The organism is Roseateles sp. (assembly GCF_047654785.1).
In the GTDB taxonomy this organism is placed as follows: Bacteria; Pseudomonadota; Gammaproteobacteria; order Burkholderiales; family Burkholderiaceae_C; genus Pelomonas.
This window is the reverse complement of record NZ_JASGKQ010000001.1, coordinates 412,618-433,215: the sequence shown is the minus strand read 5'-3', so window position 1 is coordinate 433,215 and position 20,598 is coordinate 412,618. Positions and strand designations below refer to the sequence as shown.

19 protein-coding genes are annotated in these 20,598 nt (G+C 71.2%); 5 read left to right on the top strand and 14 right to left on the bottom strand.

What is annotated here, in order from left to right; genetic code table 11:
* Positions 1-119: 119 nt before the first annotated feature.
* The 7 genes from QM788_RS02010 to QM788_RS01980 form a co-directional block, all read right to left on the bottom strand.
* On the bottom strand, positions 120-884 hold the full coding sequence (locus tag QM788_RS02010) for an enoyl-CoA hydratase (RefSeq protein WP_415659804.1): 765 nt from the start codon (positions 882-884) through the stop codon (positions 120-122).
* A gap of 11 nt (positions 885-895) precedes the next feature.
* On the bottom strand, positions 896-1,441 hold the full coding sequence (locus tag QM788_RS02005; RefSeq protein WP_415659803.1) for a DUF1569 domain-containing protein: 546 nt from the start codon (positions 1,439-1,441) through the stop codon (positions 896-898).
* Positions 1,442-1,447: 6 nt separating this feature from the next.
* Positions 1,448-2,662: an acetyl-CoA C-acyltransferase gene (locus QM788_RS02000; RefSeq protein WP_415659802.1), complete on the bottom strand. Its 1,215-nt coding sequence runs from the start codon at positions 2,660-2,662 to the stop codon at positions 1,448-1,450.
* Between the two features lie 10 nt (positions 2,663-2,672).
* On the bottom strand, positions 2,673-5,069 hold the full coding sequence (locus tag QM788_RS01995) for a 3-hydroxyacyl-CoA dehydrogenase/enoyl-CoA hydratase family protein (protein WP_415659801.1): 2,397 nt from the start codon (positions 5,067-5,069) through the stop codon (positions 2,673-2,675).
* A gap of 175 nt (positions 5,070-5,244) precedes the next feature.
* On the bottom strand, positions 5,245-5,676 hold the full coding sequence (locus QM788_RS01990; protein ID WP_415659800.1) for a DUF2147 domain-containing protein: 432 nt from the start codon (positions 5,674-5,676) through the stop codon (positions 5,245-5,247).
* 31 nt (positions 5,677-5,707) lie between these two features.
* Positions 5,708-7,498, bottom strand: coding sequence for an acyl-CoA dehydrogenase C-terminal domain-containing protein (locus QM788_RS01985; protein ID WP_415659799.1), 1,791 nt, complete (start codon positions 7,496-7,498; stop codon positions 5,708-5,710).
* Between the two features lie 37 nt (positions 7,499-7,535).
* On the bottom strand, positions 7,536-8,219 hold the full coding sequence (locus QM788_RS01980) for a TetR/AcrR family transcriptional regulator (RefSeq protein WP_415660302.1): 684 nt from the start codon (positions 8,217-8,219) through the stop codon (positions 7,536-7,538).
* 268 nt (positions 8,220-8,487) lie between these two features.
* Between QM788_RS01980 and QM788_RS01975 the strand changes: the two genes are divergently transcribed.
* The 3 genes from QM788_RS01975 (at position 8,488) to QM788_RS01965 (ending at position 10,169) form a co-directional block, all read left to right on the top strand.
* Entirely contained in the window at positions 8,488-9,045 is a 558-nt protein-coding gene (locus QM788_RS01975) for an HNH endonuclease (RefSeq protein WP_415659798.1), read from the top strand.
* 84 nt (positions 9,046-9,129) lie between these two features.
* Entirely contained in the window at positions 9,130-9,621 is a 492-nt protein-coding gene (locus QM788_RS01970) for a glycine zipper 2TM domain-containing protein (RefSeq protein WP_415659797.1), read from the top strand.
* A gap of 62 nt (positions 9,622-9,683) precedes the next feature.
* Positions 9,684-10,169, top strand: a complete 486-nt coding sequence (locus tag QM788_RS01965; protein ID WP_415659796.1) for a hypothetical protein — start codon at positions 9,684-9,686, stop codon at positions 10,167-10,169.
* Between the two features lie 4 nt (positions 10,170-10,173).
* On the opposite strand, the gene QM788_RS01960 is transcribed toward QM788_RS01965, so the two are convergent.
* Entirely contained in the window at positions 10,174-10,719 is a 546-nt protein-coding gene (locus tag QM788_RS01960) for a GNAT family N-acetyltransferase (protein WP_415659795.1), read from the bottom strand.
* A gap of 10 nt (positions 10,720-10,729) precedes the next feature.
* Positions 10,730-12,724: an SDR family oxidoreductase gene (locus QM788_RS01955; protein ID WP_415659794.1), complete on the bottom strand. Its 1,995-nt coding sequence runs from the start codon at positions 12,722-12,724 to the stop codon at positions 10,730-10,732.
* A 186-nt stretch (positions 12,725-12,910) separates the two neighbouring features.
* Between QM788_RS01955 and QM788_RS01950 the strand changes: the two genes are divergently transcribed.
* The gene (locus QM788_RS01950; protein ID WP_415659793.1) at positions 12,911-13,648 is read left to right on the top strand and encodes a phasin family protein; all 738 of its coding nucleotides are present in this window, start codon (positions 12,911-12,913) and stop codon (positions 13,646-13,648) included.
* Positions 13,649-13,683: 35 nt separating this feature from the next.
* The gene (locus QM788_RS01945; RefSeq protein ID WP_415659792.1) at positions 13,684-14,931 is read left to right on the top strand and encodes a patatin-like phospholipase family protein; all 1,248 of its coding nucleotides are present in this window, start codon (positions 13,684-13,686) and stop codon (positions 14,929-14,931) included.
* 7 nt (positions 14,932-14,938) lie between these two features.
* Here QM788_RS01945 and QM788_RS01940 read toward each other — a convergent pair whose 3' ends face one another.
* From QM788_RS01940 to QM788_RS01920, 5 genes are read right to left on the bottom strand one after another with little or no spacing between them, the layout of a single operon-like run.
* Positions 14,939-16,756 (bottom strand): ABC transporter ATP-binding protein, encoded by a 1,818-nt coding sequence (locus QM788_RS01940; RefSeq protein ID WP_415659791.1) that lies wholly within the window; start codon positions 16,754-16,756, stop codon positions 14,939-14,941.
* The gene (locus tag QM788_RS01935) at positions 16,704-18,440 is read right to left on the bottom strand and encodes an ABC transporter ATP-binding protein (protein WP_415659790.1); all 1,737 of its coding nucleotides are present in this window, start codon (positions 18,438-18,440) and stop codon (positions 16,704-16,706) included. The genes QM788_RS01940 and QM788_RS01935 overlap by 53 nt, the downstream gene beginning before the upstream one ends.
* 53 nt (positions 18,441-18,493) lie before the next feature.
* The gene (locus QM788_RS01930; protein ID WP_415659789.1) at positions 18,494-18,787 is read right to left on the bottom strand and encodes a type II toxin-antitoxin system RelE/ParE family toxin; all 294 of its coding nucleotides are present in this window, start codon (positions 18,785-18,787) and stop codon (positions 18,494-18,496) included.
* The gene (locus QM788_RS01925; protein WP_415659788.1) at positions 18,784-19,008 is read right to left on the bottom strand and encodes an addiction module protein; all 225 of its coding nucleotides are present in this window, start codon (positions 19,006-19,008) and stop codon (positions 18,784-18,786) included. The genes QM788_RS01930 and QM788_RS01925 overlap by 4 nt, the downstream gene beginning before the upstream one ends.
* Before the next feature lie 53 nt (positions 19,009-19,061).
* Positions 19,062-20,498, bottom strand: coding sequence for a sodium:solute symporter (locus tag QM788_RS01920; RefSeq protein WP_415659787.1), 1,437 nt, complete (start codon positions 20,496-20,498; stop codon positions 19,062-19,064).
* Positions 20,499-20,598: the final 100 nt, after the last annotated feature.

Below are 20,598 nucleotides of genomic sequence, written 5' to 3'. Positions count from 1 at the left end.
GTACGGCTGCCTGCGGCCGGTCAGCCGCGACAGTGCGGCGCGCGCAGTCTAGGAAGCGGCGCGCCGCCGCGGCGCTCAAGTTGCTGAGCGCTTGGCCGGCGGCGGCGGGCGGGCCTCCGTCAGTCGAACTTGCTGAAGTCCGGCGCCCGCTTCTGGAAGAAGGCCTGGAAGGCCTCCATGGCTTCCGGGCTGCGCAGCCGGGCGCCGAAGATCTCGGCCTCGCGCGCGATGGCCGCCTTGACGGCCTCGCACTGCGGCGCGCGGATCAGCCGCTTGCTGTCGCGCACGGCGCCGGGCGCCAGGCCGTTGAAGCGCTCGGCGACGCGGCGCGCATGGTTGACCACCTCGCCGGCCGGCAGCACGCGGTTGGCGATACCGCATTCCACGGCCTGCTCGGCCGTGAACGGGTCGCCCAGCAGCAGCTTCTCGGCGGCGCGGCGGTTGCCCATCAGCTGCGGCAGCAGGATGCTGGACGCGAACTCCGGCACCAGGCCGAGCCCCACGAAGGGCATGGCCAGCCGCGCGTCGTCGGCGACGAACACCAGGTCGCAGTGCAGCAGCAGCGTCGTGCCGATGCCGATGGCCGCGCCCGTGACCGCGGCGACGACCGGCTTGCCGCAGTCCACCAGCGCGTCCATGAACTGGAAGGTCGGCGCGTCCATCCCGCGCACCGGGCCGGCCATGAAGTCCTCCAGGTCGTTGCCCGACGTGAAGATGCCGGGCTGGCCGGTGATCAGCACGGCGCGCACGGCCTTGTCGGCATCGGCGGCGCGCAGCGCATCGGCCATCGCCTGGTACATGGCCTGGGTGATGGCGTTCTTCTTCTCGGGGCGGGCGATCTCGAGGGTCGCAACGCCGTTGACGGTGTAGGTCTTGAGGGTCATGCGGGTTTCCTTCAGGCGGTGGCAGTCCGGGCGTGGAACTGCGACCAGTGGTTGGCCAGATGCATCAGGTGGGCGCGCTCGTACTGCGGCCGGGTCAGCTCGCCGTAGGCGAAATGAGGCCGCAGCGTACCGTCGAACCGGGCGAACGCGTCCATCGCGTCCAGCAGCCGCTGCACGGAGACCTTCAGCGCCTGCGCGCCGTCCAGCGCGGGCGCGCCGGGGATGGGCTCGCCGAGGTCGTGGCTCATCGCGCCGCGCGCGTTGAACACCGCGAACGCGGCCGGGCCGGCGCTGGCGCGGAACCACGCGCCCTTGAGCACCGGGAAGCCCTGCATCGAGTACTCGATGCTCTGCGCCAGATGCTGCAGCACCTGGCTCAGGTTCCACGGGCTGCCGGCAACGGCCCGCGGCACGAACAGCAGGTCCAGCACCGCCTGCTGGGCGCCCTGCCAGGTCGTGAAGGTCCTGAGCCGGCCGCTGCAGCCGGCCAGCGGGGCCGCCGCGACCGGCGCCGCGAGCAGCACCGTCGCGGTCTTGAGCGCGCGGCGGCGGTCCATCGCGGCTTACAGCCGTTCGAAGATGCCGGCGGCGCCCTGGCCGGCGCCCACGCACATGGTCACCATGCCGTACTTGCCGCCGGTGCGGCGCAGGCCGTGGATGACGGAGGCCGCGCGGATCGCGCCGGTCGCGCCCAGCGGGTGGCCGAGCGCGATCGCGCCGCCGTTGGGGTTGACCTTGGCGCGGTCCAGCTCGATGCCCTTGCCGTCGAGGTCGTTCAGCACGGCCAGCGACTGCGCGGCGAAGGCCTCGTTCAGCTCCACCCAGTCCAGCTCCTTGGCCGTGATGCCGGCCATCTTCAGCGCGGCCGGGATGGCCTCGATGGGGCCGATGCCCATGATCTCGGGCGGCACGCCGCGCACCGCGAAGGACACGAAGCGGGCCAGCGGCGTCAGGTTGTAGCGCTTCAGCGCGGCCTCGCTGACGAGGATCAGGCCGCCCGAGCCGTCGCTGGTCTGCGAGCTGTTGCCGGCCGTCACGCTGCCCTTGGCGGCGAACACCGGGCGCAGCTTGGCCAGGCCTTCGAGCGAGGTGTCGGGGCGCGCGCCTTCGTCGAGGGTGACGGTGCGGGTCTTCACGTTCACCGTGCCGTCCGCCAGGTTGGGCGTGCGCTCGACGACGTCGAAGGGCGTGATCTCGGCGGCGAAATGGCCGGCCTGCATCGCGGCCACGGCGCGGCGGTGCGACTCCACCGAGAACGCGTCCTGCGCCTCGCGGCTGATCTGCCACTGCGCGGCGACCTTCTCGGCCGTCAGGCCCATGCCGTAGGCGATGCCGATGTTCTCGTCGCGCTCGAAGATCAGCGGGCTCAGCGACGGCTTGTTGCCGCCCATCGGGATCATCGACATCGACTCGACGCCGCCCGCGAACATCACGTCGGCCTCGCCGACGCGGATGCGGTCCGCCGCCATCTGGATCGCGGTGATGCCGGACGCGCAGTAGCGGTTGACCGTCACGCCGCCCACCGTCGGGCCGAAGCCGGCCAGCACCGAGGCCACGCGGGCGATGTTCATGCCCTGCTCGCCCTCGGGGAAGGAGCAGCCGACGATGGCGTCCTCGATGGCCTTGGCCTCCAGACCCGGCGCCTGCGCCAGCGCGGCCTGCATGACCTTGACGAGCAGTTCGTCGGGCCGGGTGTTCTTGAAGTAGCCGCGGCCGCTCTTGCCGATGGGCAGGCGGGTGGCGGCGACGACGTAGGCGTCCTGAACTTGCTTGGTCATCTCGTGCTCCTTAGTTGCGAACCGGCTTGCCCGTTTGCAGCATGCCCATGATCCGCTCTTGCGTTTTCGGGTTGTCGAGCAGCGCGCAGAAGTGCTTGCGCTCCAGCGCCATCAGGTAGTCCTCGCTGACGAGCGAGCCCGCCTCCACCTCGCCGCCGCAGACCACGTCGGCGATGGCAGCGGCCAGGTCGTAGTCGTGCTGGCTGACGAAGCCGCCGTCGCGCATGTTGGCGACCTGGCCCTTGATGGTGGCGATGCCGCTGCGGCCGGCGACCGGGAACAGCGCCTTGTGCGGCGGGCGGTAGCCGGCCTCGGCCAGGCCGATGGCGGTGGCCGTGGCCACGTGCAGCAGCTCGTCCTTGTGCGGCACGATGATGTCGCTGTGCAGCAGGAAGCCGTTCCTGCGCGCCTCGTGCGCGGAGGTGGCGACCTTGGCGGTGGCTGCGGTCAGGAAGCCGTCCTTCAGGAAGCTCAGCAGGTCCGCATTGGCATTGCCGGCCGCGGCCATCTCGGCGGCGCGACGGGCGATGTAGGTCAGGCCGCCGCCGCCGGGGATCAGGCCCACGCCGACTTCCACCAGGCCCACATAGCTCTCGATGTGCGCGACGCGGCGCGCGCAGTGCACGGCCAGCTCGGCGCCGCCGCCCAGCGCCAGCCCGCGCATCGCGGCGACCACCGGCACCGACGCATAGCGCAGGCGCAGCATCATGTCCTGCAGCTTCTTCTCTTCCGGCGCGATGCCCTTGCTGCCCGACTTCATGAAGACGGGCATCAGGCTTTCGAGGTTGGCGCCGGCCGAGAACACGTCGTCCGGGCTCCAGATGACGAGGCCCTTGTAGTCGCGCTCGGCGATCTCGACGGCCTTCAGCAGCCCTTCCGTGACGGCCGGGCTGATCAGGTGCAGCTTGGCGGTGATGGAGGCGATGGCGACCTGGCCGTCCAGCGTCCAGACGCGCACCTCGTCGTTCTTGAACAGCTCGGTGCCGCTCTTCAGCGGGTCGGCGGCGCCGGTGCCCAGCAGCGACTCGCGGAAGGCCTGGCGCTGGTAGACCGGCAGCTCGCTGCGCGGCTTGAACCGGCCCTCGGCGGCGCTCCACGAGCCCTCGGGCGTGTGGACGCCGCCGGCCTCGGCGACCGGGCCGGTGGTGACCCAGGCCGGCAGCGGCGCGCTGCTCAGCGCCTTGCCGTCGGCGATGTCGGCCGCGATCCACTCGGCGACCTGCGTCCAGCCGGCGGCCTGCCACAGCTCGAACGGGCCCTGGCTGCTGCCGAAGCCCCAGCGCATCGCGAAGTCGATCTCGCGCGCGGTGTCGGCCACGGTGTCCAGGTGCACGGCGGCGTAGTGGAAGCCGTCGCGCAGGATGGCCCACAGGAACTGCGCCTGCGGATTGTTCGATTCGCGCAGCAGCTTCAGGCGGTCGGCCGGGGCCTTCTTCAGCATGCGGGCGACGATCTCGTCGGCCTTCTTGCCGCCGGCGACGTAGTCGCCGGTGGCGAAGTCCAGCCGCAGGATGTCCTTGCCGACCTTCTTGTAGAAGCCGGCGCCGGTCTTCTGGCCCAGCGCGCCCTGCTCGATCAGGCCGGCCAGCACCTTCGGGGTCGCGTAGGTCGCATAGAAGGGGTCGTCCTTCAGGTTGTCCTGCATGGTCTTGACGACGTGGGCCATGGTGTCCAGGCCCACCACGTCGGCGGTGCGGAAGGTGCCCGACGACGCGCGGCCGAGCTTCTTGCCGGTCAGGTCGTCCACCACGTCCACCGTCAGGCCGAACTTCTCGGCCTCGATCATCGTGGCCATCATGCCGGCGATGCCGACGCGGTTGGCGACGAAGTTCGGCGTGTCGTGCGCGCGCACGACGCTCTTGCCCAGCGAGGTGGTGACGAAGGCTTCGAGCTGGTCGAGGATCTCCGGCTGCGTGGTCGGCGTGTTGATCAGCTCCACCAGCGCCATGTAGCGCGGCGGATTGAAGAAGTGGATGCCGCAGAAGCGCGGCTTGATTTCCTCGGGCAGCACCTCGCTGAGCTTGGTGATCGACAGGCCCGAGGTGTTGCTGGCGACGATGGCGTGCGGGGCGACGAAGGGCGCGATCTTGGTGTAGAGGTCGAGCTTCCAGTCCATGCGCTCGGCGATGGCCTCGATGACGAGGTCGCAGCCCTTGAGCAGTTCCAGGTGCTCCTCGTAGTTGGCCTGCTGGATCAGCGCGGCCTCGGCCGCGTCGCCCAGCGGCGCGGGCTTGAGCTTCTTCAGGTTGTCGACGGCCCGGGCGACGATGCCGTTCTTCGGGCCTTCCTTGGCCGGCAGGTCGAACAGCACGACCGGCACCTTGCAGTTGACCAGGTGGGCCGCGATCTGCGCGCCCATCACGCCAGCGCCGAGCACGGCGACCTGGCGGACTTGGAATCGACTCATTTCTTTCTCCATGGTGTTCAGTTAAGTACCTTCGGGCCGAGCGCCGGGCCGCTCCCAAGCCGGCCCGTCCGGCGATGTGCAAGCGGCTCCATGCCGCTTGCATCGCCGTCCCCTCGGGGGACCCAGCCAGGCTCGCCCGCGTTCAGCGGCGCGAGCGTGGGCGAGGGGCAGCATGTCAATCGACGCGCACCCAGGTCTGGGTGCGGCCGAACAGCGGGGCGCCGATGTAGCCGCGCACCTCGAGGCGCTTGCCGCCGTCGACCGGCTTCAGGCGGGTCTTGTAGGTCTTGCCGTTCTTGGGGTCGAGGATCTCGCCGCCACCCCAGACGCCGTCCCCCTCGGCCTTGACGCCGCGGATGATCTGCAGGCCCAGGACGGGCTTGTCCTTGCGGTCGTCGGTGCAGGCGTCGCACCGGCCATCGGCCGCGGCCTTGGGGTCCAGCAGCTTGTCGATGCTGCCGACGAGCACGCCGCCCTGCTCGCTGATGCGCACCAGCGACTTCTCCGTCTTGCCGTCGTCGTCGATGGTCTTCCACACGCCGACCGGCGTGGCCTGGGCGAACGCGAGGACCGGTGCCAGCAGGCTGGCGGCGAACAGGGTTTTCATGGGCTTCGTCTCCTTGTCGTTGTGGGGGGTGTCAGAACAGCGCTTCGTCCATCGCCATCAGCGGCGCCAAGCCCGCGCGGCAGGTGCGGATCAGCGAGGCCGTCTCGGGCAGCAGCTTGGCGAAGTAGAAGCGCGCCGTGGCCAGCTTGGCGGTGTAGAACGGGTCGCCGCTGCCCTGCTTGGCCAGCGCGATCTTGGCGGCCTGCGCGAAGAAGTAGGCAAAGGTCATGTGGCCGACCACGCGCAGGTAGTCCACCGCCGCGGCGCCCACCTCGTCGGGGTTGCCGAAGGCCTTCATGCCGATTTCCTGGGTCAGCTTGTTGACCTTGTCGCCCAGGTCGGCCAGCGGGTTCACGAACTCCTGCATGGCTTCGCTGGTGCCCTCTTCCTCGATGAAGGCGGCGATCTTCTTGCCGAACTTCTTCAGCGTCGCGCCGTTGTTGGCGAGCACCTTGCGGCCCAGCAGGTCCAGCGACTGGATGGTGTTGGTGCCCTCGTAGATCATGTTGATGCGCGCGTCGCGCACGAACTGCTCCATGCCCCATTCGTGGATGAAGCCGTGGCCGCCGTAGACCTGCATGCAGTGCGAGGTGGCGAGCCAGCCGTTGTCGGTGATGAAGGCCTTGATGATGGGCGTCAGCAGCGCGACCTCGGCGTCGGCCTCCTTGCGCTCGTCCTCGTCGCTGCTCTTCAGCGCCTTGTCGAGCTGCAGCACGGTATAGCCCTGCAGCATGCGGCCGCCCTCGGCGAAGGCGCGCGCGGTCAGCAGCATCTTGCGCACGTCGGGGTGGACGATGATGGGGTCGGCCGGCTTGTCCGGCGCCTTCGGGCCGCTCAAGGCGCGCATCTGGATGCGGTCCTTGGCATACGCGACGGCGTTCTGGTAGGCCACCTCGGTCAGGCCCAGCGACTGGTTGCCCACGCCCAGGCGGGCCGCGTTCATCATCACGAACATCGCCGCCAGGCCCTTGTTGGGCTGGCCGACCAGCGTGCCGACGGCGTTCTCCAGCACGATCTGCGCGGTGGCGTTGCCGTGGATGCCCATCTTGTGCTCCAGGCCGGCGCAGAAGATACCGTTGCGCGCGCCCAGCGAGCCGTCCGCGTTGACGTTGAACTTGGGCACGACGAACAGCGAAATGCCCTTGGAGCCGGCCGGCGCATCCGGCAGGCGGGCCAGCACCAGGTGGATGATGTTCTCGGCCATGTCGTGCTCGCCGGCCGAGATGAAGATCTTGGCGCCGGTGATCTTGTACGTGCCGTCCGCCTGCGGCTCGGCCTTGGTGCGCAGCAGGCCCAAGTCGGTGCCGCAGTGCGGCTCGGTCAGGCACATGGTGCCGGTCCACTCGCCGCTGGTCAGCTTGGGCAGGTAGAGCTTCTGCTGCTCGGGCGTGCCGTGGGCGTGCAGCGCTTCATACGCGCCATGCGACAGGCCAGGGTACATGGTCCAGGCCTGGTTGGCCGAGTTCAGCATCTCGTAGAAGAACTGGTTCACCAGGTGCGGCAGGCCCTGGCCGCCGAACTCGGGGTCGCAGGAGAGCGCCGGCCAGCCGCCCTCGACGTACTGCTTGTAGGCTTGCTTGAAGCCCTTGGGCGGCGTGACCTCGTGGGTGGCCTTGTCCAGCGTGCAGCCTTCGGCATCGCCGCTGAGGTTCAGCGGCGCGAGCACCGTGGCGGCGAACTTGCCGCCCTCTTCCAGCACGGCGTTGATCGTGTCGGCGTCGATGTCGGCATGGGCCGGCAGCATCTTCAGCTCGTCGACGACGTTCAGCAGCTCGTGCATGACGAACTGCATGTCACGCAGGGGCGGGTTGTACTGGGGCATCGGGTACTCCTGGGAAGTCGGTGGGGGGGTGATGGGATCAGCGCGCGGCGGCGCCGCTCCCGCATGCGAGGCGGCCGCGGTCGATCTCCAGCCCCTGCGGGGTCGCGTAGTGCTGGATGGTTCGCTCGAAGCCGTTGCCGGCGCGTGACAGCGCGCCGGGGACGCGCATGAAGCGCGCGTCGTGGTGCAGGGACAGGATCAGCCCGTGCAGCTCGAAGACGATCTGGTCCACGTCGGCATCGGCCCGCAGGTGGCCCTGCTCGACGGACAGCCGGATGGCCTTGTGCAGCGCCGCGTGCCAGGCCTTGACCATGGCCACCAGCGCATCGCGCACGGGGCCGGGCCGGTCGTCGAACTCGACGGCGCCGGAGATGTAGATGCAGCCCGAGTCGACCTCGACCGACACGCGGCGCACCCAGCGCTCGAACATCGCGCGCAGCCTCGGCAGGCCGCGCGGCTCGCGGATGGCGGTGAAGAAGACCTCTTCCTCGAACCGGGCGTGGTACTCGGTGACCACCGCGATCTGCAGTTCCTCACGCGAGCCGAAGTGGGCGAACACGCCGGACTTGCTCATGCCCGTCACGTCAGCCAGCGCGCCGATGGACAGGCCTTCCAGCCCCATGTGCGAGGCCAGGCCCAGCGCGGCCTCCAGGATCGCCGCGCGCGTCTGCTGGCCCTTCTGCAGCGAACGCGCGACGCGCGCCGGCTTGGCCACGCGCAGGGCGGCGGCGGCTTTCTTGGCGGGAAGGGTGGGCGTGCTCACGGAGATCGTCGGAACGGGAAAGAGAGTCGGCAAGAATAAAACGAACGGTCGTTCTATTTTGCAGGTCGCTTCCGCGACAGCGCCACCTTGCCCGAGCGATTTCTAGGGTGAAGCGCCTAATGCGCACGGCCACCCCAGGGAAGACCCTGAGGACCTGCTGACGCACGCCGCGCGCTTGAGCGCCGGCCCGCTTCTCGCTAGGCTCCCGGGCCAGGAGGTGGCCCCAGTGGATGTGCTCCAGCTCGATGTCTCCGGCCGGCCCCAGGCCTGGATCACGACCCGCGAGGCGGCCGTGATCTATGCCTGCGACGGCGTCGCCTGGACGCTGGGCGACGCCTGCCAGGAACTGCGCGGCGGCCTGCAGCGCGCCACCGGCCGGCAGTCGCGGATCACGGTCCACCCGATCGTCGCGGTGCGCGGCGCCATGCCCAGCCGGGCCTGGCGGCAGGCGCCGGCGCTGTCCAACGCCAAGCTGTTCGCGCGCGACCGCTTCGTCTGCGCCTACTGCGGCCACCGCCACCTGCCCGAGGACCTGACGCGCGAGCACATCCAGCCCACGTCGCGCGGCGGGCAGGACGGCTGGATGAACTGCATCACCGCCTGCCGCCCCTGCAACGGCCGCAAGGGCAACCGCCTGCCGGAGGAGGCGCGCATGAACCTGCTCTACCTGCCCTACGTGCCCAGCCTGCACGAGGACATGATCCTGCGCGGCCGGCGCATCCTGGCCGACCAGATGGAGTTCCTGCTGGCCTCGGTACCGCGCAGTTCCCGGCTGCACGGGTAAAGAGTTGTAGAGCGACGGGCCGCGCCGTCAACGGCTGGACAATGGCCGCGTTGGGCTGCCGTACCGCCCACGGAGCAGAAATCCATGTCCAGAGTCATCACCACCCTCGCCGCGGCCGCCGCGCTGGCGCTGTCGGCCTGTTCCACCACCAGCCCCGACGTGGTCCAGCGCGACGACGCGCAGCGCCTGTCCCTGGTGCAGGACGCCACCGTGCTGTCCGCGCGCCCGGTCGTCGTCGACGGCACGCAGAGCGGCCTCGGCGGCGCGGCCGGCGGCGTCACCGGCGCGATCGCCGGCAGCTCCGTCGGCGGCCGCCGCGAAAGTGCGGTCGTCGGCGTCCTCGGCGCCGTGGCCGGGGCCGTGATCGGCAACGCCCTGGAGCGCTCGGCCACCCGCGAGGACGCGCTGGAAATCATCGTCCAGCTGCGCAACGGCGAGCGCCGCTCGGTCATCCAGGCACGCGGCAACGAGAGCTTCAACAGCGGCGACCCGGTCATCCTCGTGACGACCGGCGGCAAGACCCGCATCATGCGCGCGCCCGCCACCACGCCGGCCGCGCCCGGCGGCAACGGCTGACCCGCCGCGGCGGCCCGGGACAATGGCGGGCTTTCCCGCCATCTTTTTCGCCCCCAGCCGCCATGACGACCGACACCGACGAGCCCCTCCACGAACCCCGCCTGTGGCGCGACAACGGCTGGACCGCCCAGGTCATCAAGAACGAGGACGACGAGGGCTGGGCCGTCGCGATGTTCAAGGCCGGCGAGAGCGAGCCGGCGCTGGTCGGCCCCTGGACCATGGGCCGCGACAAGAAGAACCCCAAGCCGCTGGACACCAGCGCGTTCAACACGCTGGTGAAGACCGCGTCCGAGGTCATCCGCCGCCATGAGCAGCAGCTGCACGCGCAGCTGAACAAGACGCTGTACGTCGCCCGCGACGGCGCCTGGATCAAGGTCACGCTGGAGATCGTTCCGGCCGAGGACGACCCGTTCGCCTGGCTCGCAGCCTTCGACGCGGCCGGCGAGCCGCTGGCGCAGGTCAAGGTCGACGCCGGCTTCCGGTTCAGCCAGTCCGCCGCCGAGGCCTGGGTGGACGGCGGTTTCGAACGCCCGGCCGGCCGGGACTGAGGCGTCAGCCCGCGCCGCCTCTCATCGCCACCCAGTCGCTGCGCAGCAGCGACAGCGAATGGCAGTCCACGTACTCGCCGTTGACGAACACGACGCCGCGCTGGATGCCCTCGTGCGTGAAACCGCATTTCTCGGCCACGCGCCGCGACGCATGGTTGTGCACCGACATGCCGCATTGCAGCCGGTTGATCGGCCAGTTCTCGAACAGGTAGTCCACCAGCAGCGCGGCGGCCTCGCTGGCCAGGCCCCGGCCGCGCATGGACAGGTCGGCCACCGTCCAGCCGATCTCGCGCGCCGTCGTGTAGCGGGCCGCGGCGAAGTGCACCACGTCGCCGATGACGCTGCCGTCGGCGAGGTGGCAGATCAGCAGCCGCTCGGCGTCCTCGCTGGCGAAGCCGTTGTCCCGCCAGCGCGCGTCGATCTTGTGCGGCGCCATCATGCGCGAGCCGAGGAAGGGCTCGCGCACCTGCGGGTCGCCCGTGGTGCGCTTGAGCCAGGGCAGGTCGTCCTCGGTGACGTGGCGCAGGCCGACGCGCGGCCCTCGAAGCATCGCCTCGGCCTCAGAAGTGGATGCCGCGCATCATCTGCTGCATCGCGACGGCCTCGGGCGACAGGCCGCCCTTGCCGCCCTTCTCGCCCTTGGCCGCGTCGCTGTCCGGGAACATCCGGAAACTGGTGTTCATGACGATCTGCGCGATGCGCGGCGCGGCCGCGTGCAGCAGCTCGCCGGACACGCCGAGCCTGGTGGCGATGCGCACCGGCCTGGCCACGCAGGCCTGGGCGATCATGTCCGCCGCCTCTTCCGGCGACAGCGTGGGCACGTTGTTGTAGATCTTGGTGGGCGCGATCATCGGCGTGCGCACCAGCGGCATGTTGATGGTCGTGAACGTGATGCCGGTGTCGGCGAACTCGCTGGACGCGCAGCGCGTCCACGCGTCCAGCGCGGCCTTCGAGGCGACGTAGGCGCTGAAGCGCGGCGCGTTCGTCAGCACGCCGATGGAGCTGATGTTGACGACGTGGCCACGCCGCTTGGCCACCATGCCGGGCAGCAAGCCCATGGTCACGCGCAGGCAGCCGAAGTAGTTCAGCTGCATCGTCCGCTCGAAGTCGTGGAAGCGGTCGTAGCTGCTCTCGATCGCACGGCGGATGGAGCGGCCGGCGTTGTTGATGAGGAAGTCCACGCCGCCGAAGTTCTCGCTGCACCACTGCACGAGGTTGGCGGCGCCCTCCTCGTCGGCGATGTCGCAGGCGAAGGCGTGCACCTGCGCGTCCTTGCCGGCCTTGTCCTTGATCTCGGCCACCGCGTCGTCGAGCTTGTTGCGGTCGCGCGCGCAGATCAGCGTGATCGCGCCGGCCTCGGCGAACTTGATGGCCGCGGCCAGGCCGATGCCCGAGGAGCCGCCCGTCACCAGCACCACCTTGCCGCCGGTCGCGCCCTTGAGCGAGCGGTCGATGAAGAGGTCAGGGTCGAGGTGGCGCTCCCAGTAGTCCCACAACCGCCAGGCGTAGTCCTTCAGGTCGGGGCAGGCGATGCCGCTGCCCTTCAGCGCGGCCGCGGTGTCGCGGCAGTCGAAGCGCGTCGGGTAGTTGATGAAGGTGAACATGTCCTCGGGCAGGCCCAGGTCCTTCATCACCGCGTTGCGGATGCGGCGCACCGGCGCCAGCGCCATCAGCCCCTTCTTCACGCTCTTGGGGATGAAGCCCAGCAGCGCCGCGTTGACGAACAAATTCATCTTGGGCGCGTGCGCGGCCTTGCTGAAGATGTCCAGCACGTCGCCGACGCGGTAGCCCTTGGGGTCCACGAGGTGGTAGCAGCCCTGGGGCTTGGCGGCCTTGTGCGAGAGGTGGTCCAGCGCATCGACGACGAAGTCCACCGGCACGATGTTGATGCGCCCGCCCTCCAGGCCCACGCTGGGCATCCACGGCGGCAGGAGCTGGCGCAGGCGCTGGATCAGCTTGAAGAAGTAGTACGGGCCGTCCACCTTGTCCATCTCGCCGGTGGTCGAGTCGCCCACCACCATCGCGGGACGGTAGACCGTCCACGGCCGCCGGCACTCCTTGCGCACGATCTTCTCGCTCTCGTGCTTGGTCATGAAGTACGGGTGGTCGAGGTTCTCGGCCTCGTCGAACATGTCTTCGCGGAACACGCCCTCGTACAGGCCGGCCGCCGCGATCGAACTGACGTGGTGCACGTGGCCGGCGTCGATCGCCTGCGCGAACTCCACCATGCTGCGCGTGCCCTCGACGTTGACGGCCACCTGCGCCTCCTCGTCGGCGGCCAGGTCGTAGACCGCGGCCAGGTGGTAGAGGTGATCGATCCGGCCCTTCAGGCCCTTGATCACGTCGGCGGCCACGCCCAGCTTGCGGGCCGTCAGGTCGCCGTAGACGGGGATGGCGCGCGCCTTGGAGACGCCCCAGTAGGCCAGCAGGTCGGGCAGCTTGGCCGCGCTTTCCTCGCGCATCAGGAAGTGGACCGTGCTGCCGCGCCGCGCGAGCAGTTTCTTGACGAGCCGCCTGCCGATGAAGCCGGTGGCGCCGGTGACGAAATACTGCATGCCTGAGTCTCCTGATTGGTAGGTGTAAAGCGGGGCCGCCCGATTCTTCACCATCGCCCAAACCGCCCCGCTGCGCGCTTTCCCCAAGGGCCGCGCGTAGAGGGCAACCACTAGGAATCGCCGTGCCGATGCGGGATGCCGCCGCTACAGTGGCATCGGCAATCCACCCACACGCAAGGACGAACCATGGTCAAGAAGCTCCAGAAGATGGCTACCAAGAAGAAGGCTGCGGCCGCCACCGGCTTCCCCGCAGGCCTGCTCGACAGCGCGATGGCCCAGAACGTCAAGGACAGCGCCCAGCAGATCTGGGCCGCCGGCCTCGCCTCCTTCGCCAAGGCCCAGGGCGAAGGCTCCAAGGTCTTCGACGCCCTGGTCTCGGAAGGCCTGAAGCTGCAGAAGAAGACCCAGTCCGCCGCCGAGGAACGCCTCAACGCCGTGGCCAGCAAGGTCAGCGGCGTGGCCGGCGACGTCGGCGCCAAGGCCGGCCAGCACTGGGACAAGCTCGAAGCCATCTTCGAGCAGCGCGTGGCCAAGGCGCTGAAGGCGCTGAACGTGCCCTCCGCCGGCGACGTGGACAGCCTGATCAAGCGCATCGACGCGCTGGCCGTGTCGGCCGGCCTGAAGAAGGCGCCCGTCAAGACCGCCCGCAAGGCCGCCGCCAAGAAGGTCGCCGCGGTGAAGCAGGCCGTCGCCCCCGCCGCCAAGGCCGCCACCGCCGCCAGGAAGGCTGCGGTCAAGAAGGCCGCCCCGGTGGAGGCGGCCGTCAAGGCCGCCGCCAAGAAGGTCGCGAAGAAGGCCGCCGCGCCCAAGGCCCCGGCCGCCAGGAAGGCGGCGCCGGCCCGCAAGGCCCCGGCCGCCCGCAAGGCGCCGGCCGCAAAGAAGGCCGCCGCGCCGGCCGCCGACACGCCGGCCGCACAGGCCTGAGTGCGGCCCACCGCCGCTGACCCCGCCGGCCGCCCATGAGCCCGCCGAAGATCGGTCTGGCCCTGGCCGGCGGCGGCCCGCTGGGCGCCATCTACGAGGTGGGCGCCCTGTGCGCACTGGAAGAAGCCATCGAGGGCCTGGACTGCACCGCCTGCGACGGCTACGTGGGCGTCAGCGCGGGCGGCTTCATCGCCGCCGGCCTGGCCAACGGCATGACGCCGCGCCAGCTCTGCGCCGCCTTCATCGAGAACAGCGCGGACGCGCCCGACCGCTTCGACCCCGCCGACCTGCTGCAGCCCGCGTGGCAGGAGTACGGCGAGCGCCTGCGCCTGCTGCCCGGGCTGCTGGCCGGCGCGGCGCGCGAGGTGCTGCTGGAAGGCCGCTCGCTGGTGGGCGCCGTGGAGCGCCTGGGCCGCGTGCTGCCCACCGGCCTGCTCTCCAGCGACCGCTTCGGCGACGCGCTGACCCGCCTGTTCGCGCGGCCGGGCCGCACGAACGACTTCCGGCGCCTGAGCCACCGCCTCGTGCTGGTGGCCACCGACCTGGACAGCGGCGAGGCCGTCCCCTTCGGCGCCGAGGGCTGGGACCACGTGCCGATCTCGCAGGCCGTGCAGGCCAGCGCGGCGCTGCCGGGGCTGTTCCCGCCGATGGAGATCGCCGGCCGGCACTACGTGGACGGCGCGCTGAAGAAGACGCTGCACGCCTCCGTGCTGCTCGACCGCGGGCTGGACCTGCTGATCTGCCTGAACCCGCTGGTGCCCTTCGAGAGCGACCGCCGCGCGCCGCGCGAGGAGCGCGAGCGCCGCGCCAAGCGGCTGGCCGACAAACTCGGCCGCCCGGCGCAGCGCGCGCTGCAGCCGCGCATCCACCGGCTGGTGGACGGCGGCCTGCCGCTGGTGCTGTCGCAGACCTTCCGCTCGCTGATCCACTCGCGGCTGGCGCTCGGCCTGAAGGGCTACGAGCTGACCCACCCGCAGACCGACATCGTGCTGTTCGAGCCCGACCCGCGCGACGCCGAGCTGTTCATGGCCAACACCTTCAGCTACCGCCAGCGCCGCGAGCTCGCCGAGCACGCCTACCAGGCCACGCGCGAGCTGCTGCGCGAGCGCGCGGCCACGCTGGCCCCCAAATTCGCACGCGCCGGCCTGGCGCTGCGCGAGGACGTGCTGGCCGACCGCGAGGCCCGCTTGCTGCCCGCCCCGGGCGAGACGCCGCTGGAGCAGGCGCTGCGCTCTCTGCGCGGGTCCCTGAGCGTGCTCGAAGCGCGCGGGCGCCAAGCCTAAATCCGGCTCAGGCAGGGCTCGGGGCCGCGTCGCCGGCGCCCTCCTCCAGCGTCTGCAGTTCGACGAGGCGGCGGTACAGCCCGCCGTCCAGCGCCATCAGCGCCTCGTGCGTGCCGCGCTCCTGCAGGCGGCCGTGGTTCAGCACCAGGATCTGGTCGGCCGCGCGGAGGGTGGAGAGCCGGTGCGCGATGGCCACCACCGTCACGCGGCCGTGCAGCGCCGCCAGCGCCTCGCCGACCAGGCGCTCGGTGGCGCTGTCGATGTTGCTGGTGGCTTCGTCCAGGAACAGCAGGCGCGGCGCGCCGGCCAGCGCGCGCGCCATCGCCAGCAGCTGCTTCTGGCCGGTGGACACGCGCGCGCCGCCCTCGCCCAGCCGGGTGTCGTAGCCCTGCGGCAGCGCGGCGATGAAGTCGTGCGCGCGGGCGGCGCGGGCGGCCGCCTCGACCGCGGCGGCCGTGATGCCCGGCCGGCCCATGGCGATGTTGTCGAACACGCTGGCCGACATCAGGTGCGGCTCCTGCGGCACCAGACCCACCGCGTCGCGGAAGGCGGCGTCGGGCACGCGGTCCAGCGGCTGGCCGTCCACCGTGATGCGGCCCTGCTGGGCTTCGTAGAAGCGCAGCAGCAGCGACAGCAGCGTGCTCTTGCCGCTGCCGGTGTGGCCGACGATGCCGGTGAAGCTGCCGGCCGGGAGGTCCACGTCCAGCCCGTGCAGCACCGGCCGCGCGGGGTCGTAGCCGAACGTGAGGCCCTCGACGCGCAGTGCGCCGCGCGTGATGGGGCCGCCGTCCTGCGCCGGGCCGTGCGGCGCCGCCTCCAGCAGCAGCGCGCGCACGCGCGACGCGGCCACCAGGGCCTGCTGCAGCTGGCCGAACTGCAGGGTGATCTGGATCAGCGGCTCCACGACGCGCGCGATGTAGCTGAGGAAGGCGTACAGCAGGCCCACCTCAACGCCCGACAGCTCGCGCCGGCCGAAGGCGTAGATGACGGTGACGAGCAGCAGCACGTTCATCAGGTCCAGCGCCGGGCGCAGCAGCCAGGCGTTGGCGCGCAGCTCGGCGATGCGCGACCGCCGGTGCTCGGCGTTGGTCCGCCCGAAGCGCTCGCCGAAGCGGCCGGCCGCGCCGCTGGCCTGCAGCACCGCCATGCCAGCCATGCCTTCGGCCATCTGCGCGTTGATGTCGCTGCGCAGCTGCCGCGTGCGCTGCACGGCCGGCGCGGACAGCCGCTGGTAGGCGGCGATGATGAGCACCATCGCCGGCACCAGCAGCGCGACGATGAGCATCAGCCGCCAGTCCAGCACCGCCATCGCGGCCAGCGAGCCGATGACGACGAGGCTGGAGTCCAGCATCACGTACAGCACCTGCCGGTACAGCTGGTTGACGGCCTCGGTGTCGTTGGTGACGCGGCTGACGAGCTGGCCGGTGATGGCGCGGTCGAAGAAGGCCATCGGCAGCGCCAGCACATGGGCGTAGACGCGTTCGCGCAGCCGCAGCACCGAGCGCCGCGCGACGCCGGCCATGCGCGACAGCTGCGCGAAGCGCAGCCAGGTCGCGGCCCAGCCGGTCAGCAGTACCAGCGCCAGCAGCGTCGCCATCTCGCCCAGCCGGTAGTGGCCGGGCAGCAGGTGGTGGTCGATGTAGCGCTTGCCGAGGATGGGCGCCAGCGCCTCCAGCCCGGCGGCGGCGACCAGCCACAGCGCGCCGCGGGCGAGCTGCGGCTTCTCGGGCCGCGCCGCGTCCAGCAGCAGGCCGACGCTCTGCCAGGGTTGCTCACTCGGTCTCAAGGCTGGCCTCGATCTGTTGATAGCGCCATTGCGCGGCATACCAGCCGCCCAGCGCCAGCAGCTGCGCATGCGTGCCGCGCTCGCTGACGCGGCCCTGCTTCAGCACGAGGATCTCGTCGGCCTCCATCACCGCCGACAGCCGGTGCGCGATGACGAGGGCGCTGCGCTCCGGCCGCGCCGCGCGCAGCTCGCGCAAGTGGCCGAGGATGGCCGTCTCGGTGCCGGTGTCCACCGCCGACAGCGCGTCGTCCAGCACCAGCAGCGGCGCGTCGGAGAGCAGCGCCCGCGCGATCGCGACGCGCTGGCGCTGGCCGCCGGACAGCGTCACGCCGCGCTCGCCCACCTCGGTCGCATAGCCCTGCGGCAGCCGCGCGATGTCCTCGTGCACGGCGGCCAGCCGCGCGGCGGCCTCGATCTCGGCCGGCGTGGCGCCGGGCCGGGCCAGCGCGATGTTGTCGGCCACCGAGGCCGAGAACAGGAAGGGCTCCTGCGGCACCCAGGCGATGTGGGCGCGCAGCGCGGCCAGCGGCAGTTCGGGCAGCGGCACGCCGCCCAGCAGCAGCCGGCCGGCATCGGGCTCGGCCTGGCGCAGCAGCAGCCGCACCAGCGTGGACTTGCCGGCGCCGGTGGCGCCGACGACGCCCAGCGTGCGGCCCGGTGGCAGCAGGACATCCAGGTCCGCCAGCGCCGGCCGCGCCGCACCGGGAAAGCCGTAGCCCAGCCCCTCGGCCCGCAGCGGCGCGGGCGCCGGCAGCGCCGCGCGGCCCGTGTCGGCCAGCGTCAGCGGCGCGTCCAGCACGGGCGCCAGCCGCGCCCACGCGGCGCGGCCGCGCTCCAGCAGCGCCAGCACCCAGCCGGCCGCGAACATCGGCCAGATCAGCTGGCCCAGGTACATCGTGAAGGCGGTCAGCTGGCCGATGCTGATCTCGCCGCGCGCCACCAGCCAGCCGCCCACGGCCAGCGCGATCGCGGTGGCGGCGCTCAGCGTCATGCCCACGGCGGGCTCGTAGGCGGCCTCCCAGCGCTGCGAGCGGAAGGCGGCCTCGGCGGCGCGGCCGGCCAGCGCGGCGAACTGCGCCTGGCTGCGCGCCACCAGCCCCAGCGCGCGCAGGGTGCGCACGCTGGCCAGGCTGTCCTGCACCTGGGTGTTGAGGTCGCCGAAGCGGGCCAGCGAGTCCTGCGCGGCCTGGTGCAGGTGGCGGGAGATCCACCAGAACGCCAGCGCCATCGCCGGGAAGGGCAGCAGCGCCGCCAGGCCCAGCCGCCAGTCGATGGCCAGCATCATCATGGCCAGCACCAGCAGCAGGGTCTGCGTGCCGTCGAAGCCCGCGAGCATGGCCTCGCCGGCCGCCTGCTCGACGGTGTCGATGTCGTTGGTGGCCAGCGCCATCAGGTCGCCGGTGCGCTGCGCCTGGAACCAGGCCGGCCCCTGCAGCGCGAGCCGCGCGAACAGCTGCAGGCGCAGCCGGGCGCCGAGGCGGTAAGCGGCCTTGAACAGCGTCAGCCGCCAGCCGGCGCGCAGCAGGTAGATGACCCCGCCGGCCGCGACCAGCAGGCCGAGCTGCCGCAGCAGCGCCGGGCCCTGCAGGCCGCCGGTCACGAGGCCGTCGACGACCTGGCCGACCTGGCGCGGGATCCAGACGGTCAGCCCGGCGATGCAGCTCAGCATCGCCCCGGCCGCCGCGTAGGCGCGCCAGTGCTCGCGCACGAAGGCGGCGAGCATGCGGGTGAGGGTGGATGGGGCGGAAGAAGAAGGGGCCGGCATCGAACGGCGGGCTATCTGCGCCGGCTGTCGAAGCCTGGGCGCCTGTGGTCGTGGCGGACGACCAGCACCTCGATGCCATCCGGCCGGACCCGGTACACGACGCTGTAGGGAAAGACACGCAGGCCGAACGAGCGGCAGCCGTTCGCGCGCGGGGCGCCGATGTCCGGGTGCGCCGCCAGCAGGCCGACGACATGCTTGAACTCGCCGATGAAGCGTGCGGCGAGCACGGGCGAGGCTTCGCGCTCGTAGAACGCCGCAGCGTCGGCCAGGTCGCGCTCCGCCTCGGGATGCAGCGTGAGCTTCACCCCGGAAACCGGGCTTCGAGCCGGGCCACCGCGTCCTGGTACGCGACGGCCTTCACGGTGCCGGCATCCAGCTCGGCCTGCCGGGCCTCGGCCACCGCGTCCCAGGCCGCCTCGACGGCCGGATCCGCATCCAGCCGCGCGACCAGGTGTTCCAGCAGCCGCGACCGGTCGGCCGGCGACAGCTTCTCGGCCTGCGCCTGCAGCGCTTCGACAGTGCTCATGAGGGCCTCCACGGCATGCAACAGGCGTCAGCTTGCCACATCGCCGCGCGCCATCAGCCCATCGGGGTCACCGGTCGCGCACCACCGGAGCTCGCGTGCCTCCGCCCCGCCAGCCACAGCCCGGCCCAGGTCAGCAGCCCGTTCAGCAGCAGCAGCTCCAGCCCGATCTGGTAGCCGCCCCAGGGCTGGCCGAAGTCCAGCACCGCACACAGCAGCGGCGCCACCACGCAGACGGCGACCAGCGTGCGGCCCGGCAGCGCGCGCGGCGTGAACAGCGCGAACGCGAACAGGCCCAGCAGCGGGCCGTAGGTGTAGCCGGCGAGCTTGAGGATCAGGTAGATCATGCTGTCGCTGTCCAGCGCCTTGAAGAACAGCACCAGCGCCAGGAACAGCACGGCGAAGCCCAGGTGCACGCGCTGGCGGGTGCGGGTGTCGTCGCGGGACACGCGCAGCAGGTCCAGGCAGGTGCTGGCGGTCAGCGCGGTCAGCGCGCCGTCGGCGCTGGGCAGCAGCGCCGACACCAGCGCCAGCACGAACACCGCCTGCACCCAGGCCGGCAGGTGCTGCATGACCACCGTCGGGAACAGCGCGTCGCCGCGCGCGGCGATGCCGTGCTGCTGCGCGTACAGGCTCAGCAGCCCGCCCAGCAGCAGGAAGGCGGCGATCACCACCAGCATCAGCACGCCCAGCACCAGCAGGTTCTTCTGCGCGTCGCGCAGCTTGGCCACGGACAGGCTCTTCTGCATCATTTCCTGGTCCAGCCCGGTCATCGCGATGGTGATGAACATGCCGGCCAGCAGCGCCTTGACGGAGAAGTCGCGGCTCAGCGGGTCGGTCACCCAGATGCGCGACAGGCCGGCCGCGTCCATCTGCGCCAGCGCGTCGGGCTGCCACAGCAGCGCGGTGCAGACCACCAGGCCGGTCAGCATGCCGGCGGTCTGCAGCGTGTCGGTCCACACCAGCGCCTTCACGCCGCCCTCCACCGTGTAGAGCAGGATCATGCCCAGCACCACCGCCGCACCCACCGCGAAGGGCACGCCGAGCGGCTCGATGATCAGCGTGTGCAGCACCTGCACGACCAGGTACAGCCGCGCGGTGGCGCCCAGCGTGCGGCTCAGGATGAAGTAGGCCGAGCCCAGCCGCTGCGCGGCCGGCCCCAGGCGCTCGCCCAGCAGGCCGTAGATGGAGGCCAGCCGCAGCCGGTGGTAGGCCGGCAGCAGCACGAAGGCGATCACGACATAGCCGATCACATAGCCCAGCGTGACCTGCAGGTAGCTGAAGCCGGACACCGCGACCGAGCCCGGCACGCTGACGAAAGTGACGCCGGAAAGCGACGTGCCGATCATCCCGAACGCGACGACCGGCCAGGGACTTTCCCTGCCCCCCACGTAGAAGCCCTCGGCCCCGGAACCCCGGGAAACACCTCGCGCGAGCACCAGCAGCAGTGCGAAATACGCGAGAACCCCAATCAAAAGCAGTGCAGGTGACATGGGGCGCCATGATGCCTCAGCCGCACCCCCCCGAAACGCGGTGGGTCGTATCGTCACGAAGCATCCCTACGATGCGCCCGCTCGGGCAATTTTTACTACT